24 protein-coding genes are annotated in these 25,919 nt (G+C 66.7%); 14 read left to right on the forward strand and 10 right to left on the reverse strand.

Annotation, left to right across the window (positions count from 1 at the left end; genetic code table 11):
• Positions 1-93: 93 nt before the first annotated feature.
• From ABLE91_RS20870 to ABLE91_RS20910, 9 genes are all read left to right on the forward strand, one after another.
• Positions 94-957, forward strand: a complete 864-nt coding sequence (locus ABLE91_RS20870) for an FAD binding domain-containing protein (protein WP_348933946.1) — start codon at positions 94-96, stop codon at positions 955-957.
• A gap of 9 nt (positions 958-966) precedes the next feature.
• Positions 967-1,467 (forward strand): 2Fe-2S iron-sulfur cluster-binding protein, encoded by a 501-nt coding sequence (locus ABLE91_RS20875; RefSeq protein ID WP_348933948.1) that lies wholly within the window; start codon positions 967-969, stop codon positions 1,465-1,467.
• Positions 1,464-3,905 carry an aerobic carbon-monoxide dehydrogenase large subunit gene (locus ABLE91_RS20880; RefSeq protein ID WP_348933950.1) on the forward strand — a complete coding sequence of 814 codons (2,442 nt, stop codon included), beginning with the start codon at positions 1,464-1,466 and terminating at the stop codon, positions 3,903-3,905. Before ABLE91_RS20875 ends, ABLE91_RS20880 begins: the two co-directional genes overlap by 4 nt.
• A 7-nt stretch (positions 3,906-3,912) precedes the next feature.
• The gene (locus ABLE91_RS20885) at positions 3,913-4,785 is read left to right on the forward strand and encodes an AAA family ATPase (protein WP_348933952.1); all 873 of its coding nucleotides are present in this window, start codon (positions 3,913-3,915) and stop codon (positions 4,783-4,785) included.
• On the forward strand, positions 4,782-5,963 hold the full coding sequence (locus ABLE91_RS20890) for a vWA domain-containing protein (protein ID WP_348933953.1): 1,182 nt from the start codon (positions 4,782-4,784) through the stop codon (positions 5,961-5,963). Before ABLE91_RS20885 ends, ABLE91_RS20890 begins: the two co-directional genes overlap by 4 nt.
• Before the next feature lie 3 nt (positions 5,964-5,966).
• A complete protein-coding gene (locus ABLE91_RS20895; protein WP_348933954.1) occupies positions 5,967-6,800 on the forward strand; it encodes an XdhC family protein in 834 nt (277 codons plus the stop codon).
• Positions 6,790-7,392: an SRPBCC family protein gene (locus tag ABLE91_RS20900; protein ID WP_348933956.1), complete on the forward strand. Its 603-nt coding sequence runs from the start codon at positions 6,790-6,792 to the stop codon at positions 7,390-7,392. The genes ABLE91_RS20895 and ABLE91_RS20900 overlap by 11 nt, the downstream gene beginning before the upstream one ends.
• Positions 7,389-7,862 carry a hypothetical protein gene (locus ABLE91_RS20905; protein WP_348933957.1) on the forward strand — a complete coding sequence of 158 codons (474 nt, stop codon included), beginning with the start codon at positions 7,389-7,391 and terminating at the stop codon, positions 7,860-7,862. Before ABLE91_RS20900 ends, ABLE91_RS20905 begins: the two co-directional genes overlap by 4 nt.
• A gap of 122 nt (positions 7,863-7,984) precedes the next feature.
• Positions 7,985-8,299 carry a hypothetical protein gene (locus tag ABLE91_RS20910; protein ID WP_348933959.1) on the forward strand — a complete coding sequence of 105 codons (315 nt, stop codon included), beginning with the start codon at positions 7,985-7,987 and terminating at the stop codon, positions 8,297-8,299.
• Positions 8,300-8,457: 158 nt separating this feature from the next.
• Here ABLE91_RS20910 and ABLE91_RS20915 read toward each other — a convergent pair whose 3' ends face one another.
• The 4 genes from ABLE91_RS20915 to ABLE91_RS20930 form a co-directional block, all read right to left on the reverse strand.
• On the reverse strand, positions 8,458-10,086 hold the full coding sequence (locus ABLE91_RS20915) for a putative bifunctional diguanylate cyclase/phosphodiesterase (RefSeq protein ID WP_348933961.1): 1,629 nt from the start codon (positions 10,084-10,086) through the stop codon (positions 8,458-8,460).
• 512 nt (positions 10,087-10,598) lie between these two features.
• On the reverse strand, positions 10,599-10,808 hold the full coding sequence (locus ABLE91_RS20920) for a hypothetical protein (protein ID WP_348933963.1): 210 nt from the start codon (positions 10,806-10,808) through the stop codon (positions 10,599-10,601).
• Positions 10,809-11,133: 325 nt separating this feature from the next.
• Positions 11,134-14,274, reverse strand: a complete 3,141-nt coding sequence (locus ABLE91_RS20925) for a multidrug efflux RND transporter permease subunit (RefSeq protein ID WP_348933965.1) — start codon at positions 14,272-14,274, stop codon at positions 11,134-11,136.
• Positions 14,271-15,464, reverse strand: coding sequence for an efflux RND transporter periplasmic adaptor subunit (locus tag ABLE91_RS20930; RefSeq protein ID WP_348933967.1), 1,194 nt, complete (start codon positions 15,462-15,464; stop codon positions 14,271-14,273). The genes ABLE91_RS20925 and ABLE91_RS20930 overlap by 4 nt, the downstream gene beginning before the upstream one ends.
• Positions 15,465-15,744: 280 nt before the next feature.
• Between ABLE91_RS20930 and ABLE91_RS20935 the strand changes: the two genes are divergently transcribed.
• From ABLE91_RS20935 to ABLE91_RS20945, 3 genes are read left to right on the forward strand one after another with little or no spacing between them, the layout of a single operon-like run.
• On the forward strand, positions 15,745-16,290 hold the full coding sequence (locus tag ABLE91_RS20935) for a sigma-70 family RNA polymerase sigma factor (protein WP_348933969.1): 546 nt from the start codon (positions 15,745-15,747) through the stop codon (positions 16,288-16,290).
• A gap of 3 nt (positions 16,291-16,293) precedes the next feature.
• Positions 16,294-16,764, forward strand: a complete 471-nt coding sequence (locus ABLE91_RS20940; protein ID WP_348933971.1) for a hypothetical protein — start codon at positions 16,294-16,296, stop codon at positions 16,762-16,764.
• A complete protein-coding gene (locus ABLE91_RS20945; protein WP_348933972.1) occupies positions 16,761-17,258 on the forward strand; it encodes a periplasmic heavy metal sensor in 498 nt (165 codons plus the stop codon). Before ABLE91_RS20940 ends, ABLE91_RS20945 begins: the two co-directional genes overlap by 4 nt.
• A 101-nt stretch (positions 17,259-17,359) precedes the next feature.
• Here ABLE91_RS20945 and ABLE91_RS20950 read toward each other — a convergent pair whose 3' ends face one another.
• On the reverse strand, positions 17,360-18,358 hold the full coding sequence (locus ABLE91_RS20950) for an AraC family transcriptional regulator (RefSeq protein ID WP_348933974.1): 999 nt from the start codon (positions 18,356-18,358) through the stop codon (positions 17,360-17,362).
• Between the two features lie 83 nt (positions 18,359-18,441).
• Here ABLE91_RS20950 and ABLE91_RS20955 point away from each other — a divergent pair, with 83 nt between their 5' ends.
• A complete protein-coding gene (locus ABLE91_RS20955) occupies positions 18,442-19,632 on the forward strand; it encodes an MFS transporter (protein WP_348933975.1) in 1,191 nt (396 codons plus the stop codon).
• A 238-nt stretch (positions 19,633-19,870) separates the two neighbouring features.
• Here ABLE91_RS20955 and ABLE91_RS20960 read toward each other — a convergent pair whose 3' ends face one another.
• From ABLE91_RS20960 to ABLE91_RS20970, 3 genes are read right to left on the reverse strand one after another with little or no spacing between them, the layout of a single operon-like run.
• Positions 19,871-21,412 carry an MDR family MFS transporter gene (locus ABLE91_RS20960; RefSeq protein ID WP_348933977.1) on the reverse strand — a complete coding sequence of 514 codons (1,542 nt, stop codon included), beginning with the start codon at positions 21,410-21,412 and terminating at the stop codon, positions 19,871-19,873.
• A complete protein-coding gene (locus ABLE91_RS20965) occupies positions 21,405-22,622 on the reverse strand; it encodes an HlyD family secretion protein (protein ID WP_348933978.1) in 1,218 nt (405 codons plus the stop codon). Before ABLE91_RS20965 ends, ABLE91_RS20960 begins: the two co-directional genes overlap by 8 nt.
• On the reverse strand, positions 22,615-23,088 hold the full coding sequence (locus tag ABLE91_RS20970; protein ID WP_348933980.1) for a MarR family winged helix-turn-helix transcriptional regulator: 474 nt from the start codon (positions 23,086-23,088) through the stop codon (positions 22,615-22,617). The genes ABLE91_RS20965 and ABLE91_RS20970 overlap by 8 nt, the downstream gene beginning before the upstream one ends.
• 141 nt (positions 23,089-23,229) lie before the next feature.
• On the opposite strand from ABLE91_RS20970, the gene ABLE91_RS20975 reads away from it, so the two are divergent.
• Positions 23,230-23,583 (forward strand): hypothetical protein, encoded by a 354-nt coding sequence (locus tag ABLE91_RS20975; protein ID WP_348933982.1) that lies wholly within the window; start codon positions 23,230-23,232, stop codon positions 23,581-23,583.
• 175 nt (positions 23,584-23,758) lie between these two features.
• Here ABLE91_RS20975 and ABLE91_RS20980 read toward each other — a convergent pair whose 3' ends face one another.
• Both ABLE91_RS20980 and kbl read right to left on the reverse strand, forming a co-directional pair.
• Complete coding sequence (locus ABLE91_RS20980) at positions 23,759-24,703, reverse strand: NAD-dependent epimerase/dehydratase family protein (RefSeq protein WP_348933983.1); 945 nt, start codon at positions 24,701-24,703, stop codon at positions 23,759-23,761.
• Positions 24,700-25,902: a glycine C-acetyltransferase gene (kbl, locus tag ABLE91_RS20985; RefSeq protein WP_348933984.1), complete on the reverse strand. Its 1,203-nt coding sequence runs from the start codon at positions 25,900-25,902 to the stop codon at positions 24,700-24,702. Before kbl ends, ABLE91_RS20980 begins: the two co-directional genes overlap by 4 nt.
• Positions 25,903-25,919: the final 17 nt, after the last annotated feature.

Here is a 25,919-nt window from a genome sequence, read left to right on the forward strand (position 1 = left end):
CGCACGGCTCGCCAGACTCCATAGACGAAACCAATCAAGACGCGCCGCGACCGGAGCCTCCCGCTCCGCCAACGCCGGCCAGGAGGAAGCGACGTGATCCCAGGCCCGTTCGCCTACCACCGCCCCAAATCCGTCCAGGAAGCCGTCGCCCTGCTCGCCGATCTCGGCGAGGATGCGCGCCCGCTCGCCGGCGGCCACAGCCTCATCCCGGTGATGAAGCTGCGCCTCGGCGCGCCCTCGGACCTCGTGGACCTCGGCGGCATCGCCGACCTGAAGGGCATCCGCACAGAGGGCGCCGAGATCATCATCGGCGCCATGACCACCCAGCACGAAATCATCGGCTCGGACCTGCTGGCGCAGCGGGTGCCGATCCTGCGGGAGACCTCCCTGCTCATCGCCGACCCGCAGGTGCGCTACATGGGCACCATCGGTGGAAACGTCGCCAATGGCGATCCCTCCAACGACATGCCGGCTGTGATGATGACGCTCGATGCCACCTTCGTGCTCGCGGGCACGGGCGGCGAGCGGCGGGTGGCCGCGCGGGACTTCTACAAAGGCATCTATTTCACGGCCCTCGGGCCCGGCGAGGTGCTCACCGCCATCCGCATCACGCCACCGCCGGCGGGCCACGGCTATGCCTACAACAAGCTGAAGCGGAAGATCGGCGACTACGCCACCGCCGCCGCCGCGGTGATCCTCACCCTGGAAAGCGGCAAGATCGCCAGCTGCGCCGCCGCCCTCTCGAACGTGGGCGACACCGCCCTGTTCGCGGAGGAGGCCTGTCGGTTGCTGGTGGGCACCGCGCTCGACAAGGTGAGCATCGCCAAGGCCCGCGCCGCTGCCGAGGCCATCACCTCCCCCGCCTCCGACAATCACGGGCCGGCGGAATACCGCACCAAGATGGCCGGCGTGATGTTCGAGCGGGCGCTCGCCCGCGCCTTCCAGCGCGCCCAGTAGGAGCCCGCAATGGCCAAGACCCACATCCAGCTCACCATCAACGGCAAAGCCATCGAGGCTTTGGTGGAGCCGCGCACGCTGCTCATCCATTTCCTCAGGGAAGACCAGAACCTCACCGGCCCGCATATCGGCTGCGACACCAGCCATTGCGGCGCCTGCACGGTGGATTTCAACGGCCGCTCCGTGAAGTCCTGCACCGTCTTCGCCGTGCAGGCGGACGGCGGCGACATCCTCACCATCGAGGGCATCGCCAATCCGGACGGCACGCTCAACGCCCTCCAAGAGGGCTTCCGCGAGATGCACGGCCTGCAATGCGGCTTCTGCACCCCCGGCATGATCACGCGCGCCTGGCGTCTGCTCCAGGAGAACCCGCACCCCACCGAGGAGGAGATCCGCTTCGGCATCGCCGGGAATCTCTGCCGCTGTACGGGCTACCAGAACATCGTCAGCGCCATCCAATACGCCGCCGACCGGCTCGCGGGCGGCACCATCAAGGAGGCCGCGGAATGAACGAGATGGCGACCCCTCCGGCGGACGACCGCGCCGCCAAGCTCGAAGGCCTCGGCTGCAAGCGCAAGCGGGTGGAGGACATCCGCTTCACCCAGGGCAAGGGCCAGTATGTGGACGACGTGAAGCTGCCGGGCATGCTTTATGGCGACTTCGTCCGCTCCCCCTTCCCCCATGCCCGCGTCAAGTCCATCGACACCTCGAAGGCGAAGGCGGTGCCGGGCGTCATCGCCGTGCTCACCGCCGCCGACCTGAAGCCCCTCGGCCTCCATTACATGCCGACCCTCGCCGGCGACGTGCAGGCGGTGCTGGCCGATGAGAAGGTGCTGTTCCAGAACCAGGAAGTGGCCTTCGTCGTCGCCACCGACCGCTATGCGGCGGCGGATGCGGCCGAATTGGTGGAGGTGGAATACGAGCAGCTTCCCGCGCTCGTCGACCCCTTCAAGGCCATGGACGCCGACGCGCCCATCCTGCGCGAGGACATCAAGGACAAGACGGAGGGCGCCCACGGCCCCCGCACGCACCCCAACCACGTCTTCACCTGGGAGATCGGCGACAAGGACGGCACCGCCATCGCCTTCCAGAAGGCGGAGGTGACCATCAAGGAGCTGATCTCCTACCAGCGCGTCCACCCCTCGCCGCTGGAGACCTGCCAGTGCGTCGCCGCCTTCGACAAGATCAAGGGCGAGCTGACCCTCTGGGGCACCTTCCAAGCGCCGCACGTCATCCGCACCGTGGCCTCGCTCCTCTCCAAGATCCCCGAGCACAAGATCCACGTGATCGCGCCCGACATCGGCGGCGGCTTCGGCAACAAGGTGGGCGCTTATGCGGGCTATATCTGCTCCATCGTCGCCTCCATCGTCACCGGCCTGCCGGTGAAATGGGTGGAGGACCGGATCGAGAACCTCTCGGCCACCTCCTTCGCCCGCGACTACCACATGACCACCGAGATCGCGGCGACCCGCGACGGCCGCGTCACCGGGCTGCGCGTGCATGTGCTCGCCGACCATGGCGCGTTCGACGCCTGCGCCGACCCCTCCAAATGGCCGGCGGGCTTCTTCAACATCGTCACGGGGTCCTATGACTTCCCGGTGGCGCAGTGCACGGTGGACGGCGTCTACACCAACAAGGCGCCGGGCGGCGTCGCCTATCGCTGCTCGTTCCGGGTGACGGAGGCGGCCTACTGCATCGAGCGGGCCATGGACATCCTGGCCCAGAAGCTGGGCATGGACCCGGCCGAATTGCGCATGAAGAATTTCATCAAGCGCGAGCAGTTCCCCTATCAGTCCGCGCTCGGGTGGGAATACGATTCCGGCGACTACCACGTGGCCATGCAGAAGGCGCTGGACACCGTCGGATATAAGGACCTGCGCGCCGAGCAGAAGGCAAAGCAGGAGGTGTTCCGGCGCGGCGAGACGCGCGAACTGATGGGCATCGGCGTCATCTTCTTCACCGAGATCGTCGGCGCCGGGCCCTCGCGCAATTGCGACATCCTCGGCATCGCCATGTTCGATTCCGCCGAGATCCGCATCCATCCCACGGGCTCGGTCATCGCCCGGCTCGGCACCAAGTCTCAAGGCCAGGGGCACGAGACCACCTATGCCCAGATCATCGCGACCGAGATCGGCATCCCGGCAGACCTCATCACCATCGAAGAGGGCAACACCGACACCGCCCCCTATGGCCTCGGCACCTATGGCTCGCGCTCGACGCCGGTCTCCGGCGCCGCCACCGCCGTCGCCGCGCGCAAGATCAAGGCGAAGGCGCAGATGATCGCCGCGCACATGCTGGAGGTGCATGACGACGACCTGGAATGGGACATCGACCGCTTCCGCGTGAAGGGCAATCCCGAGCGCTTCAAGACCATGACGGAGCTGGCCTGGGCGGCCTACAATTCGCCCCCTCCGGGCCTGGAGCCGGGCCTCGAGGCGGTGAGCTATTACGACCCACCCAACATGACCTATCCCTTCGGCGCCTATGTCTGCGTCGCCGACGTGGACGTGGACACGGGCGAGACGAAGATCCGCCGCTTCTACGCGCTGGACGACTGCGGCACCCGCATCAACCCCATGATCATCGAGGGGCAGGTGCATGGCGGGCTCACCGAGGCCTTCGGCATCGCCATGGGCCAGGAGATCCGCTACGACGAGGACGGCAACGTGGTGACCGCCTCCTTCCAGGACTATTTCATCCCGACCGCGGTCGAGACGCCGCATTGGGAGACGGACTGGACCACCACCCCCTCCCCGCACCATCCCATCGGCGCCAAGGGCGTGGGCGAGAGTCCGAACGTGGGCGGCGTGCCGTGCTTCTCCAATGCGGTGAACGACGCCTTCAAGTTCCTCGGCTCCACCCACATTCCCATGCCCCACGACCATTGGCGCACCTGGATGGCGGCGGAGAGGTTGGGGCTGCACCGGGAGGCCGGCGAAGCCGCGTGAGGCCGCCATGGATCGCGACACCATCGCATCTCGGCTCGCGGGCACCGGCTATGTGGCGGACCGCGACCTCTCGACCGCTTTGTGGCTGATGGATTTCCTGAAGCGCCCGCTGCTGCTGGAAGGCGAGGCGGGCGTGGGGAAGACGGAAGTTGCCAAGGCTCTCTCCGCGCTCCACGGCGCAGAGCTGATCCGCCTGCAATGCTATGAGGGCCTCGACCAGAACAGCGCGCTCTATGAGTGGAACTACCAGCGCCAGCTCCTCGCCATCAAGGCCCATGAGGGAGAGGACCCGGAGGCGGTGGAGGACCGCATCTTCTCGGAGAAGTATCTCCTGGAGCGGCCGTTGCTGGCCGCCATCCGCCGCCTCGACCCCCCGGTGCTGCTGATCGACGAGGTGGACCGGGCGGACGAGGAGTTCGAGGCGTTCCTCTTGGAGCTGCTCTCCGACTTCCAGGTGAGCATCCCCGAACTCGGCACCATCACCGCCACCTCCATCCCCCGCGTGGTGCTCACCTCCAACGGCACGCGGGAACTCTCCGACGCCCTGCGCCGGCGCTGCCTCTACCACTATCTGGACTTCCCCGACGTGGACCGGGAGGCGCGCATCATCCTTGCCCGCATCCCCGGCATCGATACTGCGCTTGCCTTGCAGGTGGCGCGGATGGTGGGCGCCATCCGGAAGGAAGACCTGCGCAAGGTGCCCGGCGTCGCCGAGACGCTGGACTGGGCCGCGACCCTCGCCGGCCTCGGCGTCGCGGACCTCAGGCAGGAGCCGGAGATGGTGCACGATACGCTCATCTGCCTTTTGAAGACGCAGGAGGACCGCGCCGCCATGCCACGCATGGTGAGCGACCGCCTGCTGGCGAAGGTGGAGGGATGAACGCCGCCCTCCATATGGGACCCGAGGGCATCGGCGGTGCCTTGCGCCTGCGCCTCGCTGGCTTCGTGCGCACGCTGCGGGATAGCGGCTTCAAGGTGGGGCTGGCGGAGAGCCGCGACGCACTCGCCTTCCTCGCCTCTCCCCTCGCGCTCCGCCGCGCCACACTCCAGCCGGGCCTGAAAGCTTTGTTCTGCGCCGACCGCTCCGACTGGGCGCGCTTCGACGAGGTGTTTTCGGCCTACTGGACCGGCCACGGCGTGCGCAGCGTCCAGAAGGTGAGCGGCAGCGCGGGCAAGACCCGCGCGCTGGAACGCGCGCCCTCCCCCGGCGCGAGGGGCGAGGGCCTGCCGGACCATACGGAGCGCCGCGAGGGAGACGCCGAGACAGCCAGAGGCGGCAGCCGGCGCGAAGGGGCCTCGCGGGCGGAGCTGATCACCGCCACCGACATCCGCCATATCGCCGACCCTGACGAGACCGCCCGCGTCCACGAACTGACCGCCCGTCTCGCCCGGCGCATGCAGGCCCGCCTCGTGCGGCGCGCCCGGGCGCGGGCCAGCGGGCAGCGGCTCGACCTCCGCCGCACCATCCACCGCTCCATCCCGCGCGGCGGCACGCCGGTGGATCTCGTCTGGCGCAGGCGCAAGAGGAAGCCGCTGCGCATCGTGGCGCTGCTGGACGCCTCCGGCTCCATGAGCCTCTACACGGCCTTCTTTGTCCGCTTCCTCCACGGCCTCGTGACCAGCTTCCGCGAGGCGGACGTGTTCCTGTTTCACACGCGCCTCGTCCATGTCTCGCCCTCGCTGCGCGACCGCAATGTCGCCCGCGCGGTGGACCGGCTCGCCTTGATGGCGCAGGGCATCGGCGGGGGCACGAAGATCGGCGAGAGCCTCGCCGACTTCAACCGCTGGCACGCCAAGCGCATGCTCCATGCGCGCACCGCGCTGCTCATCGTCTCCGACGGCTACGACACCGGCGCGCCTACGGCGCTGGCCGCCGAGATGCGCCGCCTGCGCCGCCGCTGCCGCCGCATCGTCTGGCTGAACCCCCTGATCGGCTGGCGCGACTATGCCCCGGAGGCGCGGGGCATGAAGGCGGCCCTGCCCTACATCGACCTCTTCGCCCCCGCCCACAATCTCGAAAGCCTCGCTGCCCTCGAACCCTATCTCGCGAGGATATGAGCCATGAGCTACGCCCACGACATCCTCACATTGGTCTCCGCCATGAAGGAGAAGGGCGCGCCCTTCGTGCTGGCCACCGTGGTGCGCACCGTCTCCGCCACCGCCGCCAAGGCGGGCGCGAAGGCGGTGATCCTGCCCAACGGCACCATCAGCGAAGGGTGGATCGGCGGCGGCTGCGCCCGCGCCGCCGTGCTGCGCGCCGCCATGGAGGCGCTGGCGGACGGAAAATCCCGCCTCATCTCCGTGCAGCCCGGCGACCTCCTCGCCGGCCTCGGCGTCGCGCCGGGGGAGGAGCGCGAAGGCGTGCGCTTTGCCAAGAATGCCTGCCCGAGCCACGGCACCATGGACATCTTCGTGGAGCCCATGCTGCCCCAGCCGGAGATCATCGTCTGCGGGTCGAGCCCCGTGGCGGTGGCGGTGGCGGACCTCGGCGCACGGCTCGGATTTGCGGTGGCCGCCTGCGCGCCGCCCGCCGAGCAAAGCGCCTTCCCCGAGGTGGACCGGCGCATCGAAGGCTATGCGCTTTCCGTCGCCCATGCGGGCCAGCGCTACATAGTGGTGTCGACACAGGGCAAGGGCGATGAGGCCGCGCTCCGGGCGGCCCTCGCCGTGGACGCGGACTATGTCGCCTTCGTCGGCAGCCTGCGGAAGGCGGAGACGCTGAAGGCGGCGCTCGCCGAGCGCGGCGTGCCGGCAGAGCGACTGGAGCGGCTGAAGGCCCCCGCCGGGCTCGACCTCGGCGCCATCACACCGGAGGAGATCGCTCTGTCGATCCTCGCGGAAATCGTCGCGCAGCGCCGCGCATCCCAAAAAACGGAGCAGCCCGATGAAGCTTGAATTCAACCGCAGCCTCGACCTTCCCGTCCCGGCGGATCGCGCCTGGGCCCTCCTCGCGCAGATCGACAAGGTCGCCGCCTGCCTGCCCGGCGCCGCCATTACGGAGCAGGTGGACGCCATCCATTATCGCGGCCAGGTCTCGGTGCGGCTCGGGCCGGTGAACATGAATTTTTCTGGCACCATCGAGGTGCTGGAGACCGACGCCGCCACACGCACGCTGCGCCTCGCCGGCAAAGGCTCCGACAAGGGCGGCACCTCGGTGGCGGAGATGGAGCTGACCGCGACTGTAGCGCCCACCGGCCCAGACACCTCGCGCCTCACCGGCCAGTCCACGGTGAACATCAACGGCAAGGCCGCCGCCATGAGCGCAAGGCTGATGGGCAGCGTGTCCGAGCGGCTCATCAAGGACTTCTTCGCCAACCTCCTGATGCGCATCGAGGCCGAGCCGGCGCTCGAAGGCGCGACCGCCGCCACTCCACAGACCGTGCCGCCATCCCCGCCGGCCGGGAGCCTCGACGGCTTCGCCTTCATCTGGTCCGTGGTGAAGTCGTTCCTCGCAGGCCTGTGGCCGGGCCGGAGGATCTCGTCATGAGCGCCGCCTTCCTCCTCGGCTTCTGCGGCATGATGATCGGCCTCACACTGGACCTGCAGAGCGTGCTCCCGGAGGCATTAGCCGCCCTCTGCACGGGAAACCGCACTCTGGCGGACAGCATGCTGCTGCATGCGAGCCTGTTGCCGGCGGCGAACCTGCTGATGCTGGTGGGCAGTCTCGTGGGCGCCGGCCTCGGGCGGGGGAGATGGAGCGGGCGCATCGCCTGCTGCGCGCTCATGCTGGTGGGCATGGGGATATTCGAATGGCTCGGCCCGCGGCTGGCGGGCGCGGCCGGCCTCTCCTGGACATTCCCCGCCATGGTGGCTGCCATGACGCTGGGCATGGCGGCAGGCATGGCTCTCTGCGCACTGCCTCAGAAGGCCGCCACCCGGCTGCCCTTGCGGCTGTCCACAGCGGGAAGCACCACTCGCATTGAGCGAGCCGTCTCGCCAAGCCGACCTGCTCGGTGACGAGGTGCGTCACTTCTTAGATGAAGTAAAGGCTGCCTAGGTGGGCGTTGGCCGGGACTCGTGTTTTGCTCTGCGCCATGATGAAGGGTAAGTCGTCCGACCACCCCCTTTCTGGTCCGCCAATGCAACACTTCCTCACTTCTTTTTCCACCCTCGACCCACTCATCGCGCTCGGGGTTTTCATCGCCACGGCGGCGACAGATGCCTGCTATGTGGCCTTCACATCCGCCGTGGTGGCGCGCAAGCGGCTTTCCGCCGCCAATTGGTCGAGCGTCTGGTACATGCTCTCGTCCTTCGCCGTGATCAGCTACACGGAGAATTGGATGTATGTGGTCTTCGCGGCGGTGGGTTCCTGGGTTGGCGCGTTCTTGTCGCTGACCCTCCTGCATCAGCCGGGAAAGGCCCAGGCGCCCATCGGCTCCTCCCCGCCGGAGTAGGCGGTTCTGCGACCGGAGGGCCAGAGGGGGGCGCCGTTCTTCAGGGCGTCGGGCTTGCGCGTGAGCACCGGCATATAGGGCCAGGGGTCGAACATGGACTGGTCACGGCCGAAGCACCGTGCGTGCCGCCCGTCCTGGCGCGATCCGTTCGGCATATTTTATGAGGCCACGCTCAAGGCGGGAACGTGGGCCTCCAGGAAGCGCGGCACATCGTCCGCCTTCATGGGTTTGGCGTAGCGGTACCCCTGGCCGAAATCACAGTTGATGGAACCGAGATAATCGGCCTCCGCCGCCTCCTCTATACCCTCGGCGGTGGTGGCGATGCCGAGGCTGCGGCTCAGTGCCAGGATGCCGGAGATCAGCTTCTTCGAGTTCACGTCGATGTTCATGGACCTCACGAACGACTTATCGATCTTCAGCTTGGTCACCGGGAACATGCGCAGATTCTGCAGGCTGGAATAGCCGGTGCCGAAATCATCGAGCGCGATGTCGATGCCCATGTCGCGGAAGCGCGTCAGGATCGCGTTGGCGGTCTTGTCGTCGTCCACCAGCGCAGTCTCGGTGATCTCGATCTCCAGCCGCTGGGGCGGAAAGCTGTAGCTCTTCAGCGTGCGCAGGATCTGGTCGGGCAGCGCAATGTCCTTCAGCTGGATCGGCGACAGGTTCACCGCGATCTTGAGTTGGTCGGGCCATTTGGCGGCATCGAGGCAAGCGTGCCTCAGGATCGACTGGGTGAGCGGCCCGATGAGGCCGGCATCCTCGGCGATGGAGATGAACACCTCCGGCGAGATGAAGCCCTGCATGGGGTGGTTCCAGCGGGCGAGCACCTCGAAGCCCACCACCACCCCGTCCTTCAGGCGCACCAGCGGCTGGTAGTGCGGGACAATGGTGTTGGCGGCAATGGCGCTGTGCAGGTCGCGCTGGAGCCGCCGGGACTGCTTCAGCTCCAGGTCCATTGTCGGCTCAAAAAAACGGTAGGTGCCCGGCTTGTTGCGCTTGGCGCGATAGAGCGCGGCTTCCGCCGCGCGCATCAGCTCGCTCTCGTCAGTACCGTTCTCCGGCGTCACCGCGATGCCGATGGTGGCGCCAAGGCGCGCGTTAAGGTTGTCGAGCTGGTAGTGCGCGGAGAGCTGGAAAATGAGCTGCTGGGCTGTCTTGCCGAGCGTCTCCACCGTGCGCGGGCGCGGCAGGAAGACAGCGAACTCCTCCCCGCTCACGCGCGAAGCGATGGCGTCGGGCGGCAGCAGAGGCTTAATGCGGTTGGCGATCTCGAGCAGCAGCCTGTCCGCCATCTGGAGGCCATGCAGATCGGTCATGGCCTTGAAGCGGTCGATATCGATGAGCAGCAAGGCGTAGCCGCCGGTCCCCGCTGCTGCGGCGAGGCGCTTGCGCATATGTTCACGCAGCATGCGACGGCTTGGGAGCCCGGTCAGCGGGTCGTACCGGGCGAGGGCGTCGGCCTCCTCGCGTGCCTTGATGACGTCTATCCGCGCCCGGTCGAGGCGGCGCATTAGGCGGAACAGCAGCAGAGCCGGCCCAAACTGGCTCAGGGCGGCAAACGCCACGGCCGTGATGATGAAGCGCCAGCGCGAAGGATCGTCGAAACCAGTGCTTATGCCGATGCCGAGCCAGGGGAGGATGCGCTCCTGGAGCGCGAACTCCCACCAGGTGGACGTGATGCCCATGATCGCCAGCATGGCGACGAAGGAAAGCAGCACGGAAGCCGGCGTGACGAGAGGAGGCGTGCGGTTACTACTCAAGGCGGCCTCCCTCGTCTGAGCGGGCATGTCAGATCGGCATCTAGGTCATATTACCAATTCCGACAAGCCAGGGGTATGAACGCGCAGCGCGTTCGGCGCGACGGATCCGACCCGGGTACGATCCACCATACTTCATCTAGGCAGCTGCCTCTTAACGCGTTGATCCATATACGGAATGGCGGCGAGCTTGAGGGCGGCGAGGTTATCCGGACGCCGGTGCCGAGGCCGCACAGTTGCTTCATCCCGTTGAAAAAGCACTCGACGTGGCTCCGTTGGCGATAGATCCAGGGACTGAAGGTGAAGGCGGACTTGAGCGCACGCATTGCGTGCCTCGCCTTCAGCTGAGACCATATTCAGTCTGCAAACTGCTGGCCACGCTGGACCGCCACCGATGTGTTTAGGCGCTCCAGGTGCCGCCAGCCAAAATCTCCTAGATCACAGACCCTGCAGAACCGGTTGAGACCCACTTGAGGCGAATAAGTTTCGGCCTGTTACATGAGGTTTGTAGTCAAATTCTTCCAAACGATTCACACAAATATTCACACGCGTGGATTCCGGCCACCACTTGCCTGCTCGCGCTCCTTTAGGAGGGCATCGAGCACGGCCTGCTGCTCAGAAATGCGCTCCGATGTGCGCTCTTCATCGGCAGCACCGGAGGACGAGGCGGCCTGCTCCACCAGCTGCCTGAGATTGTCTCTCGCGATGGCAATGCGGTCATCGAGTTCGTCTGTCGGCAGAGGATTGGTCATGTGAGGCCTCCTTCTCAACACCACACAAGATGCACTACCTCTCGAGCGACAACAATTAACAGCGGATTGTGGCCGGTAGGGACACATGGTTCGTGCGCGATAATGTCTATTTCACTTCGGCATCTCGGCGAGCGAACTTCTACATCTCTAGATTGTGATTTGGCATTCAATTATTGATCAATTGATAATCAATTGCCCAGGGGGTTATCCGACATTCGCTCATTGGGTGGGGGCCGGGCGGCAATTGCGTGCCGTTCGGCCTTTCAACTTTTGCGCCGCAACGTACGGTCCTCGCCCCGGCGGACCAGATCGCCACCCTCGCCTGCTATTCCGCCGCGGCGGAGATGCGCGGCTCTGGCAGATCGACCTTGTGCGGCTCCGACCGGCGCTTCTCGCCCCTGAGGCGGGCATTGAGCCGGCCCATGGCGAGATAGATCACAGGGGTCGTGAACAGGGTCAGGATCTGGCTCACCACCAGGCCGCCCACGATGGCGTAGCCGAGCGGCTGCCGCAGTTCCGAGCCGGTTCCCGTGCCGAGCATGAGCGGCACGCCGCCGAGGAGCGCCGCCATGGTGGTCATCATGATGGGCCGGAAACGCGTGAGGCAGGCCTCGTAGATGGACTGCTCCGGCGCCATGCCTTCCACGCGCTCCCGGGCGAGCGCGAAGTCGATCATCATGATGGCGTTCTTCTTCACGATGCCGATCAGGAGCAGGATGCCGATCAGGCCGATCACGCTGAGGTCGAAGCCGGACACATAGAGGATCAGCAGGGCTCCAAGGCCGGCCGACGGCAGCGTCGAGAGGATCGTCAGCGGGTGGATGAAGCTCTCATAGAGCACGCCGAGGATGATGTAGACGGCGATTATCGCCGCAGCGATCAGATAGGGCTGGGTCGAGAGCGAATCCTGGAAGGCCTGCGCGGTGCCCTGGAACGTGCCGATGAGCGTGATGGGCTTGCCCATCTGCGTCTCCGCCTGTCGGATCGCGTCCACCGCCTGGCCCAGCGCATAGCCGGGCGCGAGGTTGAAGCTCAGCGTCACCGCGGGGAACTGGCCCTGGTGGTTGATGGACAAATAGGTCGCCTGCGACGTGTCCACCTTCACGAGCGCTGACAGGGGGATCTGCTCGCCCGTGCGCGGCGACTTCACATAGATCTTGTCGAGGGAGGAGAAGTCCTTCTGCAGGTCCGGGTTCACTTCCAGGATCACGTGATACTGGGAGAGCTGGGTGAAATACTGCGCCACCTGGCGCTGGCCGAAGGCATCGTAGAGCGTGTCGTCGAGCACTTGCGGCTGGATGCCGAAGCGGGCGGCGGTGTCGCGGTCGATGGTGAGCGAAACGGTCGGCGCGGCGGTCTGTTGGTCGGTGGCGACGTCCTGGAGTTCGGGCAATGCCTTGAGCTTGTCGAGGACGCGCGGCGCCCATTCGTTCAGCTCGGTAAGGTTGGCGTCCTGCAGGGTGTACTGATACTGGGTGCGCGACGAGCGGCCGCCCACCCTTATGTCCTGTGCGGCCTGGAGGAAGAGGTTGATGCCCTCCACCTTGGCGAGCTTGGGCCGCAGCCGGTTGATGATCTGCTCCGCCGTCGCCTTGCGCTCGCTGCGGGGCTTCAGCGCGATCCAGACGCGCCCGGTATTGACGGTCTGAGATCCGCCGGTGGCCCCCACCGAGCTCGCCCACTGGTCGACATCCGGATCGGCAGCCACGATTTTCATCAGCTCGGCCTGCTTGTCCGACATGGCCGCGAACGAGATGTCCTGCGCGGCCTCGGTGACGCCCTGGATCATTCCCGTGTCCTGCTGCGGGAAGAAGCCCTTGGGGATGACCACGTAGAGATAGCCCGTGGCCATAACGGTGGCGAAGAACACCGCGAGGGTCACCTTCTGATGGCGCAGCACCCATTTCAGGCCGCGATCATAGGCCGCCAGCATGCCGTCGAAGAACGCCTCCATGGCGTTGTAGAGGCGGCCGTGCTTGAGGCCGTGCTGGTTCTTCAGGAAGCGCGAGCACATCATGGGCGTGAGCGTGAGCGAGACCACCACGGACACCAGGATGGTGACCGTGACCGTGACGGCGAATTCGCGGAGCAGCCGGCCGACGATGCCGCTCATGAGCAGCACCGGGATGAACACCGCCACCAGCGACAGGGAAATGGAGATGATGGTGAAGCCGATCTCGCCGGCGCCGATGAGGGCGGCCTCGAAGGGCTTCTTTCCCTCCTCGATGTGCCGGTAGATGTTCTCCAGCATGACGATGGCGTCGTCCACCACGAAGCCCACCGCGATGGTGAGGCCCACCAGCGACAGGTTGTCGAGGCTGTAGCCGAGCACATACATCACGGCGAACGTGCCGATGAGCGCCATGGGCACCGTGATGCTCGGGATGACGGTGGCCCAGAAGTCGCGCAGGAAGGCGAAGATCACCGCCACCACGAGCGCGATGGTGATCAGCATGGTGAACTGGACGTCGTCCACTGAGGCGCGGATGGTCTGCGTGCGGTCCTGGACGATGTTCACGTCGATGCCCGGCGGCAGCGAGGCGTCGAGCCGCGGGATCATGGCTTTGACTTGGTCCACCGTGTCGATGACATTGGCGCCGGGCTGCTTGAACACGATGAGTTGGATGCCCCGCTTGCCGTTCTGCCAGGAGGCGAGCTGGGTGTTCTCCGGGCCGTCTATGGCCCGGCCGATATCGCGTATGCGCACGGGGGCCCCATCCTTGTAGGCCACCACCACGTCGTTCCAGGGGCTGGCTGCCAGCAACTGGTCGTCCGCATAGATGGTGAAGGACTGGGTCTTCCCGTTGAAGCTCCCCTTCGGGGCGTCCACCGTCGCGGCGGTAAGGACCGCGCGCACGTCCTCTAGGCTCAGCCCGAGCGCGGCCACCTTGGCGGGATCGATCTGGACGCGCACCGCCGGCTTCTGCTCGCCGGTGATGGCCACCTGGGCGATGCCGGGCACCTGGCTGATCTGCTGCGCGAGGATCGTGTCGGCATAATCGTCCAGCTTGATCAGGGGATAGAGATCCGACTGCACCGAGATCATCAGGATGGGGGAATCCGCCGGGTTGACCTTCCTGAAAGTCGGCGGGCTCGGCAGGTTCTTGGGCAACTGGCCGCTGGCGGCGTTGATGGCCGCCTGCACGTCCTGGGCGGCGGCATCGATGTTGCGGCCGAGATCGAACTGGATGGTGATGGCGACGACGCCCAGCGCGCTCGACGATGTCATCTGCGTCACGCCGGAGATCTGGCTGAACTGCCGCTCCAGCGGCGTCGCCACCGAGGACGCCATGGTCTCCGGGCTCGCGCCCGGCAGGGAGGCCGACACCTGCACGGTGGGAAAGTCCACCTGGGGCAAGGGCGCCACTGGCAGCATGGTGTAGGCGACGCTGCCCACCAGAACCAACGCGACCATCAGAAGGGTGGTGGCGATGGGCTTGCGGATGAAGGGGGTCGAGATGCTCATGCGCGCTTGTCGTCCCCGGCGACCTTGGTCGAATCCGGCGCCGCCTTCTGGCCGCCGGGCACGATGGAGACATGGGCCCCGGGCGTGAGCTTGTACTGGCCGTCCACCACCACCTGCTCCCCGGCGGAAAGCCCGGCCGTCACCACCGAGCGGTCCGGATCGACGGGACCAAGGGTGACCGCCTTCTTCTGGGCCACGTTGTCGGAGCCGATGACGTAGACATACATGCCGTCCGGCCCGCGCTGGACCGCTTGCGAGGGGACGGTGACCACGTTCTTCAGCGTGTCCTCCAGCACCTTCACGTTCACGAAGGCGCCGGGCCAGAGCTTGAGGTCGGTGTTCGGGAAGGTGGCCTTGAGCTTGATGGTGCCCGTATCCGAGCTGATCTGGTTGTCGATGAGCGCCACCTTGCCCTCGCCAAGCAGGGTGACGCCGTCCGGCTTGAAGGCCCTCGCCACCACCGCCCCGCGCTTCATGGCCGCCATGGTGGCGTCGAAGCGGTCCTGCGGAAGGGCGAAGACCACGGAGATGGGCTTGAGCTGGGTGATCACCACGATGCCGCCCGTATCGGTGGCGCGGATGATGTTGCCCTCATCGGTCAGGCGCACGCCGGTGCGGCCGGATATGGGCGCGCGGATCGTGGTGTAGCCCAGCTGAACCTGGGCGTTGTCGATGGTGGCCTGATCGCCCTGAACCGCCGCCTCGTACTGCGCCACGAGGGCGGTCTGGGTGTCGAGGGACTGCTGCGAGGCGGCGTTCTTCGCCACCAGCGTCTTGAAACGCTCAAGATCGGCCTTCGCATTGGCCAGCAAGGCCTGGTCCTTCGCCTTGGCGGCCTGCGCCTGCGCCAGGGCCGCCTGATAGGGCCGCGGGTCGATCTGGGCGAGGACGTCGCCTTCCTTTACGTCCTGGCCCTCCGTGAAGGAGACCTTCTGCAGTTCGCCGTCGACGCGCGCGGTGACCGTCACCGTGTTGAAGGCCTTCACCGCGCCGATGCCGGTGGCATAGATGGGCACGTCCTCGGTCTGCGCCTGTGCGGTCACCACGGGGATGGCGGCCGCCCCGCGCTTGGCGGGCTTCGCCTCCGCGGTCCCGGCCGGCAGGCCATACGGCGCGAGCATGTCGAAGTGCCATGCGAGCCCTCCGGCAACCCCGAGCGCCAGAATGAGGACCCAGAACAGACGACGCATCGATATCGCTCCAGCGGAAAGGCTTCGTTCAACCCTTGAACACGCTGCACCGCAAAATCCTGCGCGCGATCCTCGGAAATCACCGAACCGTGATCCGATCGCGTAAGATGCGCAGCGCAGGGTTTCGTCCCGCTCCGTGTTGAAATTCCGTGACGTACCGTGTGCTGGGGGCGCGGTGCTCGCGATAACGGACCCACTCTTGCGAATGCAGGTGAAGGGCGCGAGGAGTTCAGCGCACCATGGTGACATGCTGCGGCAAGGCATGGGATAAGATCCCCGGATGCGCGAGGCCAGCGACGAAGACCTCATGGCGCAGGTGGCGCGGGGCGACGAGAGGGCCTTCCGGACCCTGGCGGAGCGCTTTGCCGGCCGGGCGAGCGGCCTCGCCCGGCGCTATCTCGGCAATGACACCGATGCCGAGGAGGTGGTCCAGGAAGCCCTGCTGCGGGTCTGGACCGCTGCGCCCCGCTGGCGGCCCGAGGCAGCCTTCGGCACATGGTTCTACCAGATCGTGGTCCATCTCTGCCTCAACCGGCTGCGGCGGGCGCCGCACCGGCCCCTGGAGGAGGCGGACGACCCGGTGGACCCCGCGCCCGATGCCCTTGCCCGGCTCCAGGAGCGGGACGAGAACCGCGCGCTGGAGGCAGCAATCTCCGCGCTCCCCGAGCGGCAGCGGGCGGTGGTTCTGCTCACCTATTGGGAAGGTTTCTCCAATGCCCGCACCGCCGAGATCCTCGGGGCGTCGGTTTCCAGCGTCGAGACGCTTCTCGTTCGGGCCCGCAGGAGCCTGCGCGAGCATCTGCGCCGCCCCCGTGACGAGGAGTAGACGATGACCCGCGAACAGCTCGAACATCTCGTCGCCATCCACGGCTCGGACATGGCGGGCTGGCCCACGGAGGACCGTTCGCGGGCCGAGGAATTCCTGCGCCGCGCACCCGAAGCGCGATCCCTTCTCGCCGAGGAGGCGTGCCTCGATGCCCGGCTCGCGGGTGCGTATTCCCGGCAGCTCACACCGGCGGACGAGGCGGCCGGGCGCTCGGCCCTCGCCCGGCTCCTCGCGACCCCTCTGCCGCCGCAGAACCGGTCGGCCACCGCGCGGTGGCTGCCCTCCTGGCTGCTGGCGTTCGACCTGCGCCCATCCTGGCCGAGCATCGCGGCGCTGGCGGGGATGGCCCTTCTCGGCATCTTCGTCGGCAGCTATGCCGACCACGCGCCCTCGGCACCTCCCATGGAGGTTGCCCGCGCGACCCCCGGCCCCACCATGTTCGAGCCCGCACCGCTGCTGGAGTCCGGCCTATGAGAGCAAACATTGCGAGCCCGGCCTGGATGCCGCCCCAGCGCCTCCTGCTGGTGGCCTCCATCGCGCTGAACCTGTTTTTCCTGGGTTGCGCGGCCGCCATGGTGGTGCGTCCGGCACCTTCGCCCGTCATCGCCACGAGCGTCGACCACAGTCCCACCGCCCGCATCGCCGCCATCGCGGCGACCCTGCCGCCGGCGGACGCGCGAATCCTCTACGAGAAATTCCGTGCGGCGGAGCCGGAGATCAACGCCGAGCAGGCGGTCTCGGAGAAGGCCCAAAGCGTGGTCAGGCAGACGCTCACGGCCGAGCCGTTCGATCCCGAAGCCGCCACCCGCGCGCTCGCCACGCTCCAAACCACCCGCCGCGACCTCTGGCACATTCTGCACGGGGTCGCTGTCGAAGCCGCAACGCAGATGTCGGCAGACGGCCGCGCCCGCCTCGCAGGCGGCCTGCCACCGAACGCGCAGAGAACCTCACCGAACCAAGCTCAGTAATGTGAGCTATCCATCTCGGCCGGATCGGATTGCCCGTGTGGCAAGTTCGGCATCATGATCATGTTCCGGAAGGATCCCGGCGGCTTTTTGGACAACGGACGCTATTCCGCTGCACGGATCGGCTGAGCGGCAGCTGAACGGACCGCGCCCGGCGCGCTCCCGATCACCCGTTTGAACGCCCGGCTGAACGCGGCCTGCGAGCCGTAGCCGAGGCGGAGTGCGGCAGCCTCGATGGATACGCGGTCCCGCGCGATCCACTGCGCGGCAAGCCGCATGCGCAGGTCGGTGAGGTAGCGCAGCGGCGTCATGCCGGTCACCTCGAGAAAGCGTTCCGCGAAGACGGACCGGGAGCTGCCCATCTCGGCCGCGAGATCGGCGACGGTCCACCCGCGGCCAGGATCGCGGTGCACGGCGGCGATCACGCGGCCAAGCCGTGGATCGCGCAACGCCGCAGCCCAGCCTGTCGCCGCGCCGCACCCGCACTCGACCCAGGCCCGCACGATGAAGGCGGAGACCACCTCGGCAAGCCGCGCCAATATGCCCGCAAAGCCGGCCCGCTCTCCACTGGCTTCACGCTCCATCGCCTCGAGCATGGGCAGGATTTCCGGGTAGCGCTCCAGTAGGGTGTCGGCCGACATCACGTCCGGCATCAGAGACACCAGCGGGTGCATGCCGCCGAGGTCGAACCCCATGCAGCCCGTGAAGATCACCACGTCGCTATTCCGGCAGGTCTCTTCCACGCAAGCATTGATATCGCCGACCGTGGGGCAGAGCGGCGCGATGCCATAGGCGGCGACCTCGCGGACCGGCGCAGCGGCCTGCGAGACGAGGTCGTGGACACCGCCGTGCGGCAGCAGGACGGCGGCGCCAGCCTCCAGCACCTGATCCGCCTCGTTCTCTCGACGCAGGAAGACGGTGCCGCGCGCGACGAAATGGAACTGCGCCCGCCCCTCCTCGCTGCCGAAGCGCAGGCCGAAAGGGGGAGAGATCTGGATCCGCCGGTAATTGAGCCCGACAAGACGCATGCCGATGAGCAATTCGCTCACGACATCCTCTGATGCGGCGGGCTTGCCACCATTATCGGACGAACGATCAAACATATCGGACTGAATAGCATATATCGTCCGGCACATCGAGCCTATGCATGGTGCAATGCAACAGCATTCCCTGGAAAGGACGACGGATGAGTGAAACGCTCACGCTCGAAAAGGCGGCAGAGGCGCGCGAAGCGCCGGCCTGGGCAGCAGTCGGCGCGATGGCACTTGGAGTGTTCGCGCTGGTGACGGCTGAATTCCTGCCGGCAAGCCTGCTGACCCCCATGGCTGCGGGGCTCGGCGTTACAGAGGCCGCCGCCGGCCAGGCGGTGACCGCGACGGCGCTGGTGGCGCTCGTCTCCAGCCTTCTGGTCGCCGCCGTGACACGGGGCATCGACCGCCGTCTCCTTCTGCTGGCCTTCTCGGCCATGCTTGTCGCCTCGAATCTCATCGTTGCCTTGGCGCCGAACCTGCCGTTGCTGCTTGTCGGCCGCGTGCTTCTCGGCATCGCCATCGGCGGCTTCTGGGCGATGTCGGCGGCGCTGACCATGCGGCTGGTGCCTGAGGCGCTGGTGCCGCGCGCCCTTTCGATGATCTTCAGCGGCGTCTCTGCGGCGACCATCTTCGCGGCGCCGGTGGGCAGCTATCTCGGATATATGCTCGGCTGGCGCAGCGTGTTTCTCCTGGCCGCCGGCCTCGGCGTCGTAACAATCATCGCGCAGATCGCGACCCTGCCCCGCATGGCCCCCACCGGTTCGGCGCAGCTGCGCACGCTTATCGACGTGCTCCGCCGGCCCGGAATCGGCGTCGGCATGATCGCCGCGATGCTGGCTTTCGCCGGACATTTCGCGGTCTTCACTTATATCAGGCCGTTCCTCGAGACGGTCACCGGCTTCAGCATCGATGCGGTGTCGGCAACCTTGCTCGGCTTCGGCGTCGCCAATTTCATCGGAACACTGCTCGCCGGCCCGATGATCGAGCGGAGCCTCAAATTTGCGCTCCTTTCCATGCCGCTCCTGATGGGTGCGCTGGGCATCGCCCTCGTCACGCTCCAGGGAAGCCCCATGGGTCATGCGCTGCTGATCGCGCTCTGGGGGCTCGCCTTCGGCGCAGTACCGGTCGCGTGGTCCACGTGGCTGACCCGCACGGTGCCCGATCAGGCAGAGACCGCCGGTGGCCTGCTCGTCGCCGCCGTCCAGTTTGCGATCTCCGTCGGCGCGGCGGGCGGCGGCGTGGTCTTCGCCTTGGACGGTGCGGTAGGCGTCTTCGGCGCCGCGAGCCTCATCCTCCTGTCAGCAGCGCTCCTCGTCGTCCTAGGCGTACGCACACGCCCGGCTTGAGACTGGAGCGGCGCCTGCCGGCGCGGATCTCCGCGTCGATCACGTCCGGCACGCTGGCCAGCCCTACGGTGAGCCAAGCGGGCGGGTCTTATCGGACCCACCCGCTTGTCCGTTGGGAGACGTCGCGCGCTTGGATATCTCTGCTTTACAGCTTGGAGCCTGCATCGACGTGGAACGTCTCGCCCAGAAGATCTAAGACACCACAATAAGCCTGAAGCTGCCGTCCTGCGTCCTCCCATCACTCCATCACCACGGCGTGGTCGACGTCTGCCGGTGCTTTCGGGGCGCTCTTGAGAAGCAGGACGAGCGGGATCGCGGCGAGGCTCAGCAGCATCATCAGTTTGAAATCATTGATGTAGCTGATGATGGTCGCCTGCTGCGTCACCATGCCGTCCAGCGCCGCCCGCCCGGCGAGCGTCGTGGCCTTGAGGGCGGGCAGATACTCCAGGATCCGGTTGTAGGCTGTCACATAGCTGCCGATGGTCTCGTGGTTGATCTGGATGTTCTCGGTGAGCAGCACGGAGACCACCGAGATCCCGACGCTCGACCCGATGTTCCGCGACAGATTGTAGAGACCCGTGCCTTCGCCGCGCATCTCCGGCGGGAGGGTCGCGAAGGTGACGATGGTCAGCGGCACGAACAGGAAGCCCAGGCCCGCGCCCTGCACGAAGCCGGTGACGACGATGGTCTGCTGGGACACGGCGGGCGTCCAGCCGGTCATGTCGTACATGGCCCAGGCGGTGAGGCCGAGGCCAATGGCGAGCAGGATGCGGGTGTCCACCTTGCCCACCAGCCGGCCCACCAGGAACATGCACGCCATGGTCCCCACCCCGCGCGGACCCATGACGAGGCCAGCGGTGACCACGGGATAGCCCATGAGCGTCTGGAGATAGGGCGTCATCAGCGACATGGAGGCGAGATAGGTGATGCCGACGATGAAGATGAACAGCAGCCCCACTGAAAAATTTCGGTCGAGGAACATGCGCGGGTTCACGAACGACTTGCCTGTCGCCGTAAAGGTGTGGACCAGGAAGATGTAGAAGGCGCTGGCGCAGACCAGGGCCTCGACCATGATCTCGCCCGAGGAGAACCAGTTGAGCTGCTCGCCCCGGTCCAGGAACAATTGCAGCGCGGCGATGCCGACCGAGAGCGAGCCGAAGCCCAGCCAGTCCAGCGAGGCCTTCATGTCCGCCTTGGTCTCGGTGACGAAGGCCGAGACGCCCGCGAAGGCCAGGAGGCCGATGGGCAGGTTGATGTAGAACACCCAGCGCCAGTTGATGTGATCGGTGAGCCAGCCGCCGATGACCGGCCCCAGCACCGGGCCGACCATGACCGACACGCCGAACAGCGCCATGGCCGAGCCGCGCTCCTCAGGCGCATAGATGTCCAGCAGGATGGCCTGGGACAACGGCACCAGCGCAGCGCCGAAGAAGCCCTGCATGAGGCGGAAGCCGACGATCTGCGACAGCGACTGCGCGAGCCCGCACAGCATGGAGGCCACGACGAAGCCGATGATGGCGACGGTGAGCACCCGCTTGCGGCCGAACCGGTTCGACAGGTAGCCGGAAGGCGGCGTCATGATGGCGGCGGCGACGATGTAGGAGGTGAGCACCCAGTTGATCTGGTCCTGGCTCGCCGCCACGCTCCCCTGGATATAGGGCAGCGCCACGTTGGCGATGGTGGTGTCCAGCGCCTGCATGATCACGGCGAGGATGACGCAGGCCGTGATCGCCCCGCGATTGGCCACCGGCACGAACGGGGCCGCCCCCGCGCTAGCCATTGCCGCCTCCGATCCCGAACATGTGGGCGAGGAAGGTGGGGAGGCCGCGGGGATGGCCTGTGTCGATGGCGAGCTCCGCGCTCATGCCGGCGCGCAGCGGCGGCTTGCCGGGCGCGGGATCGATTGTCACCCGCATGGGGATGCGCTGGACCACCTTCACCCAGTTGCCCGACGTGTTCTGGGCCGGCAGCAGGGAGAAGGAGGCGTCGGAGGCCGGGCTGATGCTCTCCACCGTGCCGTTCCATTCGTCGTCCGGATAAGTGTCGATGAAAACCGCCACCTTCTGGCCCGGCCGCACATAGGTGAGCTCGGTCTCCTTGGGGCTGGCCTCGATCCACATGCGCTCGCTGGAGATCAAGGAGAAGCCCGGCTGGGAGACCGGCAGGTAGGCGCCCACCTGGAGCGAATCCACCTTGGTGACGATGCCGTCGAACGGGGCTTTCACCACGGTGTCCGCGAGGTCGCGCTTGGCACGATCCACGGCGGAAGCCGCCTGGAGGTAGAAGGGATTGTCCTCCAGCTTCTGGTTCGCGTCGCCGCCGAGCTGGGCCAGCATGGCCTGGGCCTGGGCTTTTGCGACCGCCACCTTCTGCTGCGCAGCCTCAAGGTCGTGCTTGGCGCTGTCATAGGTCGCCTGCGAGGCGGCGGCGGTGGCGAGCAGGTTCTTCTGCCGGTTGAAGGTGGCCTCGTAGAAGGGCAGGTCCGCCTCCGCCTGCTTGATCTGGACCAACGCCTGTTGGTAGCTCGCCTGGAGGGTCAGGATCTGGTTGCGCACCGTGCCGAGCTGCGCCTCCGCACCCGCCAGCGCGATCCTGTAATTGTCGTCCTTCAGGCGGAACAGGAGCTGGCCCTTCTTGACGAGCTCGTTGTCATGGACGGCGATCTCCACCACCGTGCCGGGCACGTCGGTTGAGACGCCGACCGTGTCGGCATGGACATACGCGTTGTCCGTAGTCATCACCTGGCCGCCGGTCACGTAGAAATAGCCGCCCACGACGAGCGCCACCGGCAGAGCGAGGAACAGGAGCCGGCGCACGCGCCCACGCGGCGAGGCCTTCTTTGGCGCGGCCGCGGGCGACGATGACGCGGGTGGGGCCTCAGGCTCGGGGGCCGGCTTGCGGGCGGTTTCCAAGCGCGTGATACGTGTCTCGGCGTCGGGGGCTGAAGGGGCCGGGTCTTCCGGCCGGTTCTGAGAGATGCTCTCAGCCATGGCTCTTTTCCTTGTCTTCGTCCTCCACCGGCGCGCCGCAGGCGGCCGTGAGGTTGGTCTTCATGCGGCCGAGCATGTCCAGAAGCTGCTGGCGCTCGGTCTCGGAGATATCGAGGAGGGCTTCGCTGCGTGTCGCCTCGCCGACCTCCCGCATCACCGAGAGCAGCGGGCGGGCCGCCTCGGTGAGAAAGAGCAGCCAGACCCGTCGGTCGGTGGGATGCTGGCGCCGCTCGATGAGCCCCCTCGCCTCCAGCCTGTCCACGATGCGGCCGAGCGTGATGGGCTCGATATCGATGAGTTCGGCGAGCCCGCCTTGGTGGATGCCCTCGTTATTGGCGAGATAGGCCAGCGCCTGCCATTGCGCGCGCGTCAGCCCGTGACCCCGTGCGCGCTGCTCGAAGCGCTTGCGCAGCAGGCGGGCGACATCGTGGAGCAGGAAGCCCAATGTTGGTGTCGTGTTCGGCATGAAAGTTCCCGTGGGGAAATCTGAAGCGTACCTATCTTGAGCACCAATATAATAAGTTTGACTGACAATAAGCAATGCGTTAATTCTCACACCATGGTGAATGGATCCTGACGGGCGCCTGGACCCCGGCTGGAGAAAGCGATGAAACGGCACTTCAGATGGATTCTGGCGGGGGCGGGGTTGGTGGCGCTTCTCGCGTCGTCCGCAACGCTGGCACAGACCCAGCAGGTTTCGGCGGCGAGCTGCGCCGGGGCGGCCATGCTCGGCGGCACGCAACTCATGTGCAGCCACACCGACCCCACCGCCCCGGCGGAGTTCTGCACCTTCAGCTGGACCCTTCAGACCACCGCGGGCGCGCCGAAGATCGTCGAAGGCTCCTTCATGGTGCCGCCCGGGGCGAACAACCTGGTCGTCTATCAGAGCGGCGGGTTTTCGGCCGCGCTCGCCAATCCGATCATCCTCTGCCAGGGCCGCGCAGAGCGGGATGCGAAGTAGCCCGTGGGCTGGGCGTCGAGAGGCGCCACGCAGAAAGCATCCGGATCCAGGCACTTCAGCCGGGACGAGGCCTGGCCGATGAGCGCGAAGGGGGCGGCGTGGCTCTCCGGGAAGCCACGAACCGCCCCCTTAAGGCGGGTGAAGGTGCGTTCGGGGAAGCTATGTCCTCGCAGCCTCAGGAAGGATGGCTGAGATTGACCAGCATGTCCTTGGTCATCGCCGCCAGATCGAACTGCGGACGCCAGTTCCAGTCGGTGCGCGCCAGGGAATCGTCGATCGAGTTCGGCCACCCCTCGGCGATCTTCTGGCGGAAGTCCGGCTTGTAGACGACCTCGAAGTCGGGGTGATGCTTCCTGATCTCCGCGGTGATGTCCTCCGGCGTGAAGGTGACACCGGCGAGATTGTAGCTGCCGCGCTCGCTGATCCGCTCACGCGGCGCGTCCATCAGCTCCAGCGTCGCCCGGATCGCGTCCGGCATGTACATCATCGGCAGCGCCTCGTCCGCCTCCAGGAAGCAGGTGTAGGTTTCGTGCCGTAGCGCGTAGTGGAAAATGTCGATGGCATAGTCCGTCGTGCCGCCGCCGGGCGGCGCCTTATAGGAAATCAGGCCGGGATACCTGAGGCTGCGCACGTCGACGCCCTTGTTCTCGAAATACCACCGGCACCAGCCCTCGCCGGCGAGCTTGGAGACGCCATAGACGGTCTTCGGCTCCATGACGGTGCGCTGGTGCGTGTCGTCCGCCGGCGTGGTCGGGCCGAAGGCGGCGATGGAGCTTGGCCAGAAGACCTTGTCGAGGTCCCGGAGCGCGGCCACTTCCAGCACGTTGATGAGGCCGGTCATGTTGAGCTGCCACGCCCAGCCCGGATTCTTCTCGCCCACCGCGGAGAGGGCGGCGGCCAGATGATAGATCTGCGTGATGCCGTGCCTGTCGACCAGCGCCGTCACCTGGTCGATGTCGGTCGCGTCCAGCGCCTCGTGCGCGATGTGCGCGTGCCGGCCCTTGGGATCGATGTCGCTGGTCACGACTTGCTGCGAGCCGAGGCGCTCGGCCAGCGTGGCCGAGAGTTCCGTGCCCAGCTGCCCGTTGGCCCCGACGATGAGGATCTTGGGGGCAGTCATCGAATGATCTCCAATTCGCGCCCAGCCGCGCCGAAGGCTTCGAGCGCGTGATTGAGGTCCTCTTCGGTATGCAGGGCGCTGATCTGGACCCGGATGCGGGCCTGGCCCTTGGGCACGACGGGGTAGAAGAAGCCGATGACATAGACGCCGTGCTCGAGCAGAAGCTGGGCGAGCCGCTGGGCCTTTTCGGCGTCGTAGACCATGACAGGGATGATCGGGTGCTCGCCGGGCTTGATATCGAAGCCGAGCGCGGTCAGGCCGCGGCGGAACAGCGCCGCGTTGCGCTCCAGCCGGTCGCGCAGTTCCGTGCCGTGCTCCAGGATGTCGAGCACGGCGAGGGTAGCGCCGACGATGGGCGGTGCGATGGTGTTCGAGAACAGATAGGGCCGCGAGCGCTGACGCAGCAGCGCCACCACGTCGGCCGAGGCGCTGGTGAAGCCGCCCGAAGCGCCGCCGAGCGCCTTTCCGAGGGTGCCCGTGATGATGTCGATCTTGCCGAACACGCCGCAGTGCTCGTGAGTGCCGCGCCCGCGGGCGCCCAAAAAGCCGGTGGCGTGGCTGTCGTCGACGCCGAGCAGGGCACCGGCCGCGTCGCAGATCGCGCGGATCTCGTCGAGGCGCGCGATGGTGCCGTCCATGGAGAAGACGCCGTCGGTGAACACGATCTTGAACCGGGCGCCGGCGGCGTCGGCCTCAGCCAGCTTCGCGCGCAGGTCGTCGAGATCGTTGTTGCGGTAGCGGTAGCGCTGCGCCTTCGACAGCCGGATGCCGTCGATGATGGAGGCGTGGTTCAGCTCATCGCTGATGATGGCGTCCTCGGGCCCGAACAGGGTCTCGAACAGGCCGCCATTCGCGTCGAAGGCGGAGCCGTAGAGGATGGTGTCCTCGGTGCCGAGGAAGCGGGAGAGCCGCCGCTCCAGTTCCTTGTGGGTGTCCTGGGTGCCGCAGATGAAGCGCACCGAGCTCAGGCCGAACCCGCGCTCGTCCAGAACGCGCCGCGCCGCCGCGATCACCGCGGGATCGGAGGACAGACCCAGATAGTTGTTGGCGCACAGGTTAATGACATGCCGGCCGTCCGCCGTTTCGATCTGTGCGCCCTGGGGCGAGGTGATGATCCGCTCGCGCTTGAACAGGCCCGCCTGATCGATGGCCGCCAGCTCGGCACGGACCGAACCGTAAAATTCTAGGGGTGTTGACATGTCCTGGGCCTCCCGCC

This window comes from Aquabacter albus (assembly GCF_040049275.1).
Classification (GTDB): Bacteria; Pseudomonadota; Alphaproteobacteria; order Rhizobiales; family Xanthobacteraceae; genus Aquabacter.

Excerpts from the sequence above, each read along its gene's own strand:
- ABLE91_RS20945 (WP_348933972.1), top strand. The coding sequence starts at position 16,761 with ATGAGAGCAAACATTGCGAGCCCGGCCTGGATGCCGCCCCAGCGCCTC.
- ABLE91_RS20940 (WP_348933971.1), top strand. The coding sequence starts at position 16,294 with ATGACCCGCGAACAGCTCGAACATCTCGTCGCCATCCACGGCTCGGAC.
- ABLE91_RS20980 (WP_348933983.1), bottom strand. The coding sequence starts at position 24,703 with ATGACTGCCCCCAAGATCCTCATCGTCGGGGCCAACGGGCAGCTGGGC.
- ABLE91_RS20905 (WP_348933957.1), top strand. The coding sequence starts at position 7,389 with ATGAGCGCCGCCTTCCTCCTCGGCTTCTGCGGCATGATGATCGGCCTC.
- ABLE91_RS20875 (WP_348933948.1), top strand. The coding sequence starts at position 967 with ATGGCCAAGACCCACATCCAGCTCACCATCAACGGCAAAGCCATCGAG.
- kbl (WP_348933984.1), bottom strand. The coding sequence starts at position 25,902 with ATGTCAACACCCCTAGAATTTTACGGTTCGGTCCGTGCCGAGCTGGCG.
- ABLE91_RS20890 (WP_348933953.1), top strand. The coding sequence starts at position 4,782 with ATGAACGCCGCCCTCCATATGGGACCCGAGGGCATCGGCGGTGCCTTG.
- ABLE91_RS20900 (WP_348933956.1), top strand. The coding sequence starts at position 6,790 with ATGAAGCTTGAATTCAACCGCAGCCTCGACCTTCCCGTCCCGGCGGAT.
- ABLE91_RS20935 (WP_348933969.1), top strand. The coding sequence starts at position 15,745 with ATGCGCGAGGCCAGCGACGAAGACCTCATGGCGCAGGTGGCGCGGGGC.
- ABLE91_RS20910 (WP_348933959.1), top strand. The coding sequence starts at position 7,985 with ATGCAACACTTCCTCACTTCTTTTTCCACCCTCGACCCACTCATCGCG.
- ABLE91_RS20920 (WP_348933963.1), bottom strand. The coding sequence starts at position 10,808 with ATGACCAATCCTCTGCCGACAGACGAACTCGATGACCGCATTGCCATC.
- ABLE91_RS20975 (WP_348933982.1), top strand. The coding sequence starts at position 23,230 with ATGAAACGGCACTTCAGATGGATTCTGGCGGGGGCGGGGTTGGTGGCG.
- ABLE91_RS20880 (WP_348933950.1), top strand. The coding sequence starts at position 1,464 with ATGAACGAGATGGCGACCCCTCCGGCGGACGACCGCGCCGCCAAGCTC.
- ABLE91_RS20950 (WP_348933974.1), bottom strand. The coding sequence starts at position 18,358 with ATGTTTGATCGTTCGTCCGATAATGGTGGCAAGCCCGCCGCATCAGAG.
- ABLE91_RS20965 (WP_348933978.1), bottom strand. The coding sequence starts at position 22,622 with ATGGCTGAGAGCATCTCTCAGAACCGGCCGGAAGACCCGGCCCCTTCA.
- ABLE91_RS20895 (WP_348933954.1), top strand. The coding sequence starts at position 5,967 with ATGAGCTACGCCCACGACATCCTCACATTGGTCTCCGCCATGAAGGAG.
- ABLE91_RS20970 (WP_348933980.1), bottom strand. The coding sequence starts at position 23,088 with ATGCCGAACACGACACCAACATTGGGCTTCCTGCTCCACGATGTCGCC.
- ABLE91_RS20960 (WP_348933977.1), bottom strand. The coding sequence starts at position 21,412 with ATGGCTAGCGCGGGGGCGGCCCCGTTCGTGCCGGTGGCCAATCGCGGG.
- ABLE91_RS20885 (WP_348933952.1), top strand. The coding sequence starts at position 3,913 with ATGGATCGCGACACCATCGCATCTCGGCTCGCGGGCACCGGCTATGTG.
- ABLE91_RS20955 (WP_348933975.1), top strand. The coding sequence starts at position 18,442 with ATGAGTGAAACGCTCACGCTCGAAAAGGCGGCAGAGGCGCGCGAAGCG.
- ABLE91_RS20915 (WP_348933961.1), bottom strand. The coding sequence starts at position 10,086 with ATGCCCGCTCAGACGAGGGAGGCCGCCTTGAGTAGTAACCGCACGCCT.
- ABLE91_RS20925 (WP_348933965.1), bottom strand. The coding sequence starts at position 14,274 with ATGAGCATCTCGACCCCCTTCATCCGCAAGCCCATCGCCACCACCCTT.
- ABLE91_RS20930 (WP_348933967.1), bottom strand. The coding sequence starts at position 15,464 with ATGCGTCGTCTGTTCTGGGTCCTCATTCTGGCGCTCGGGGTTGCCGGA.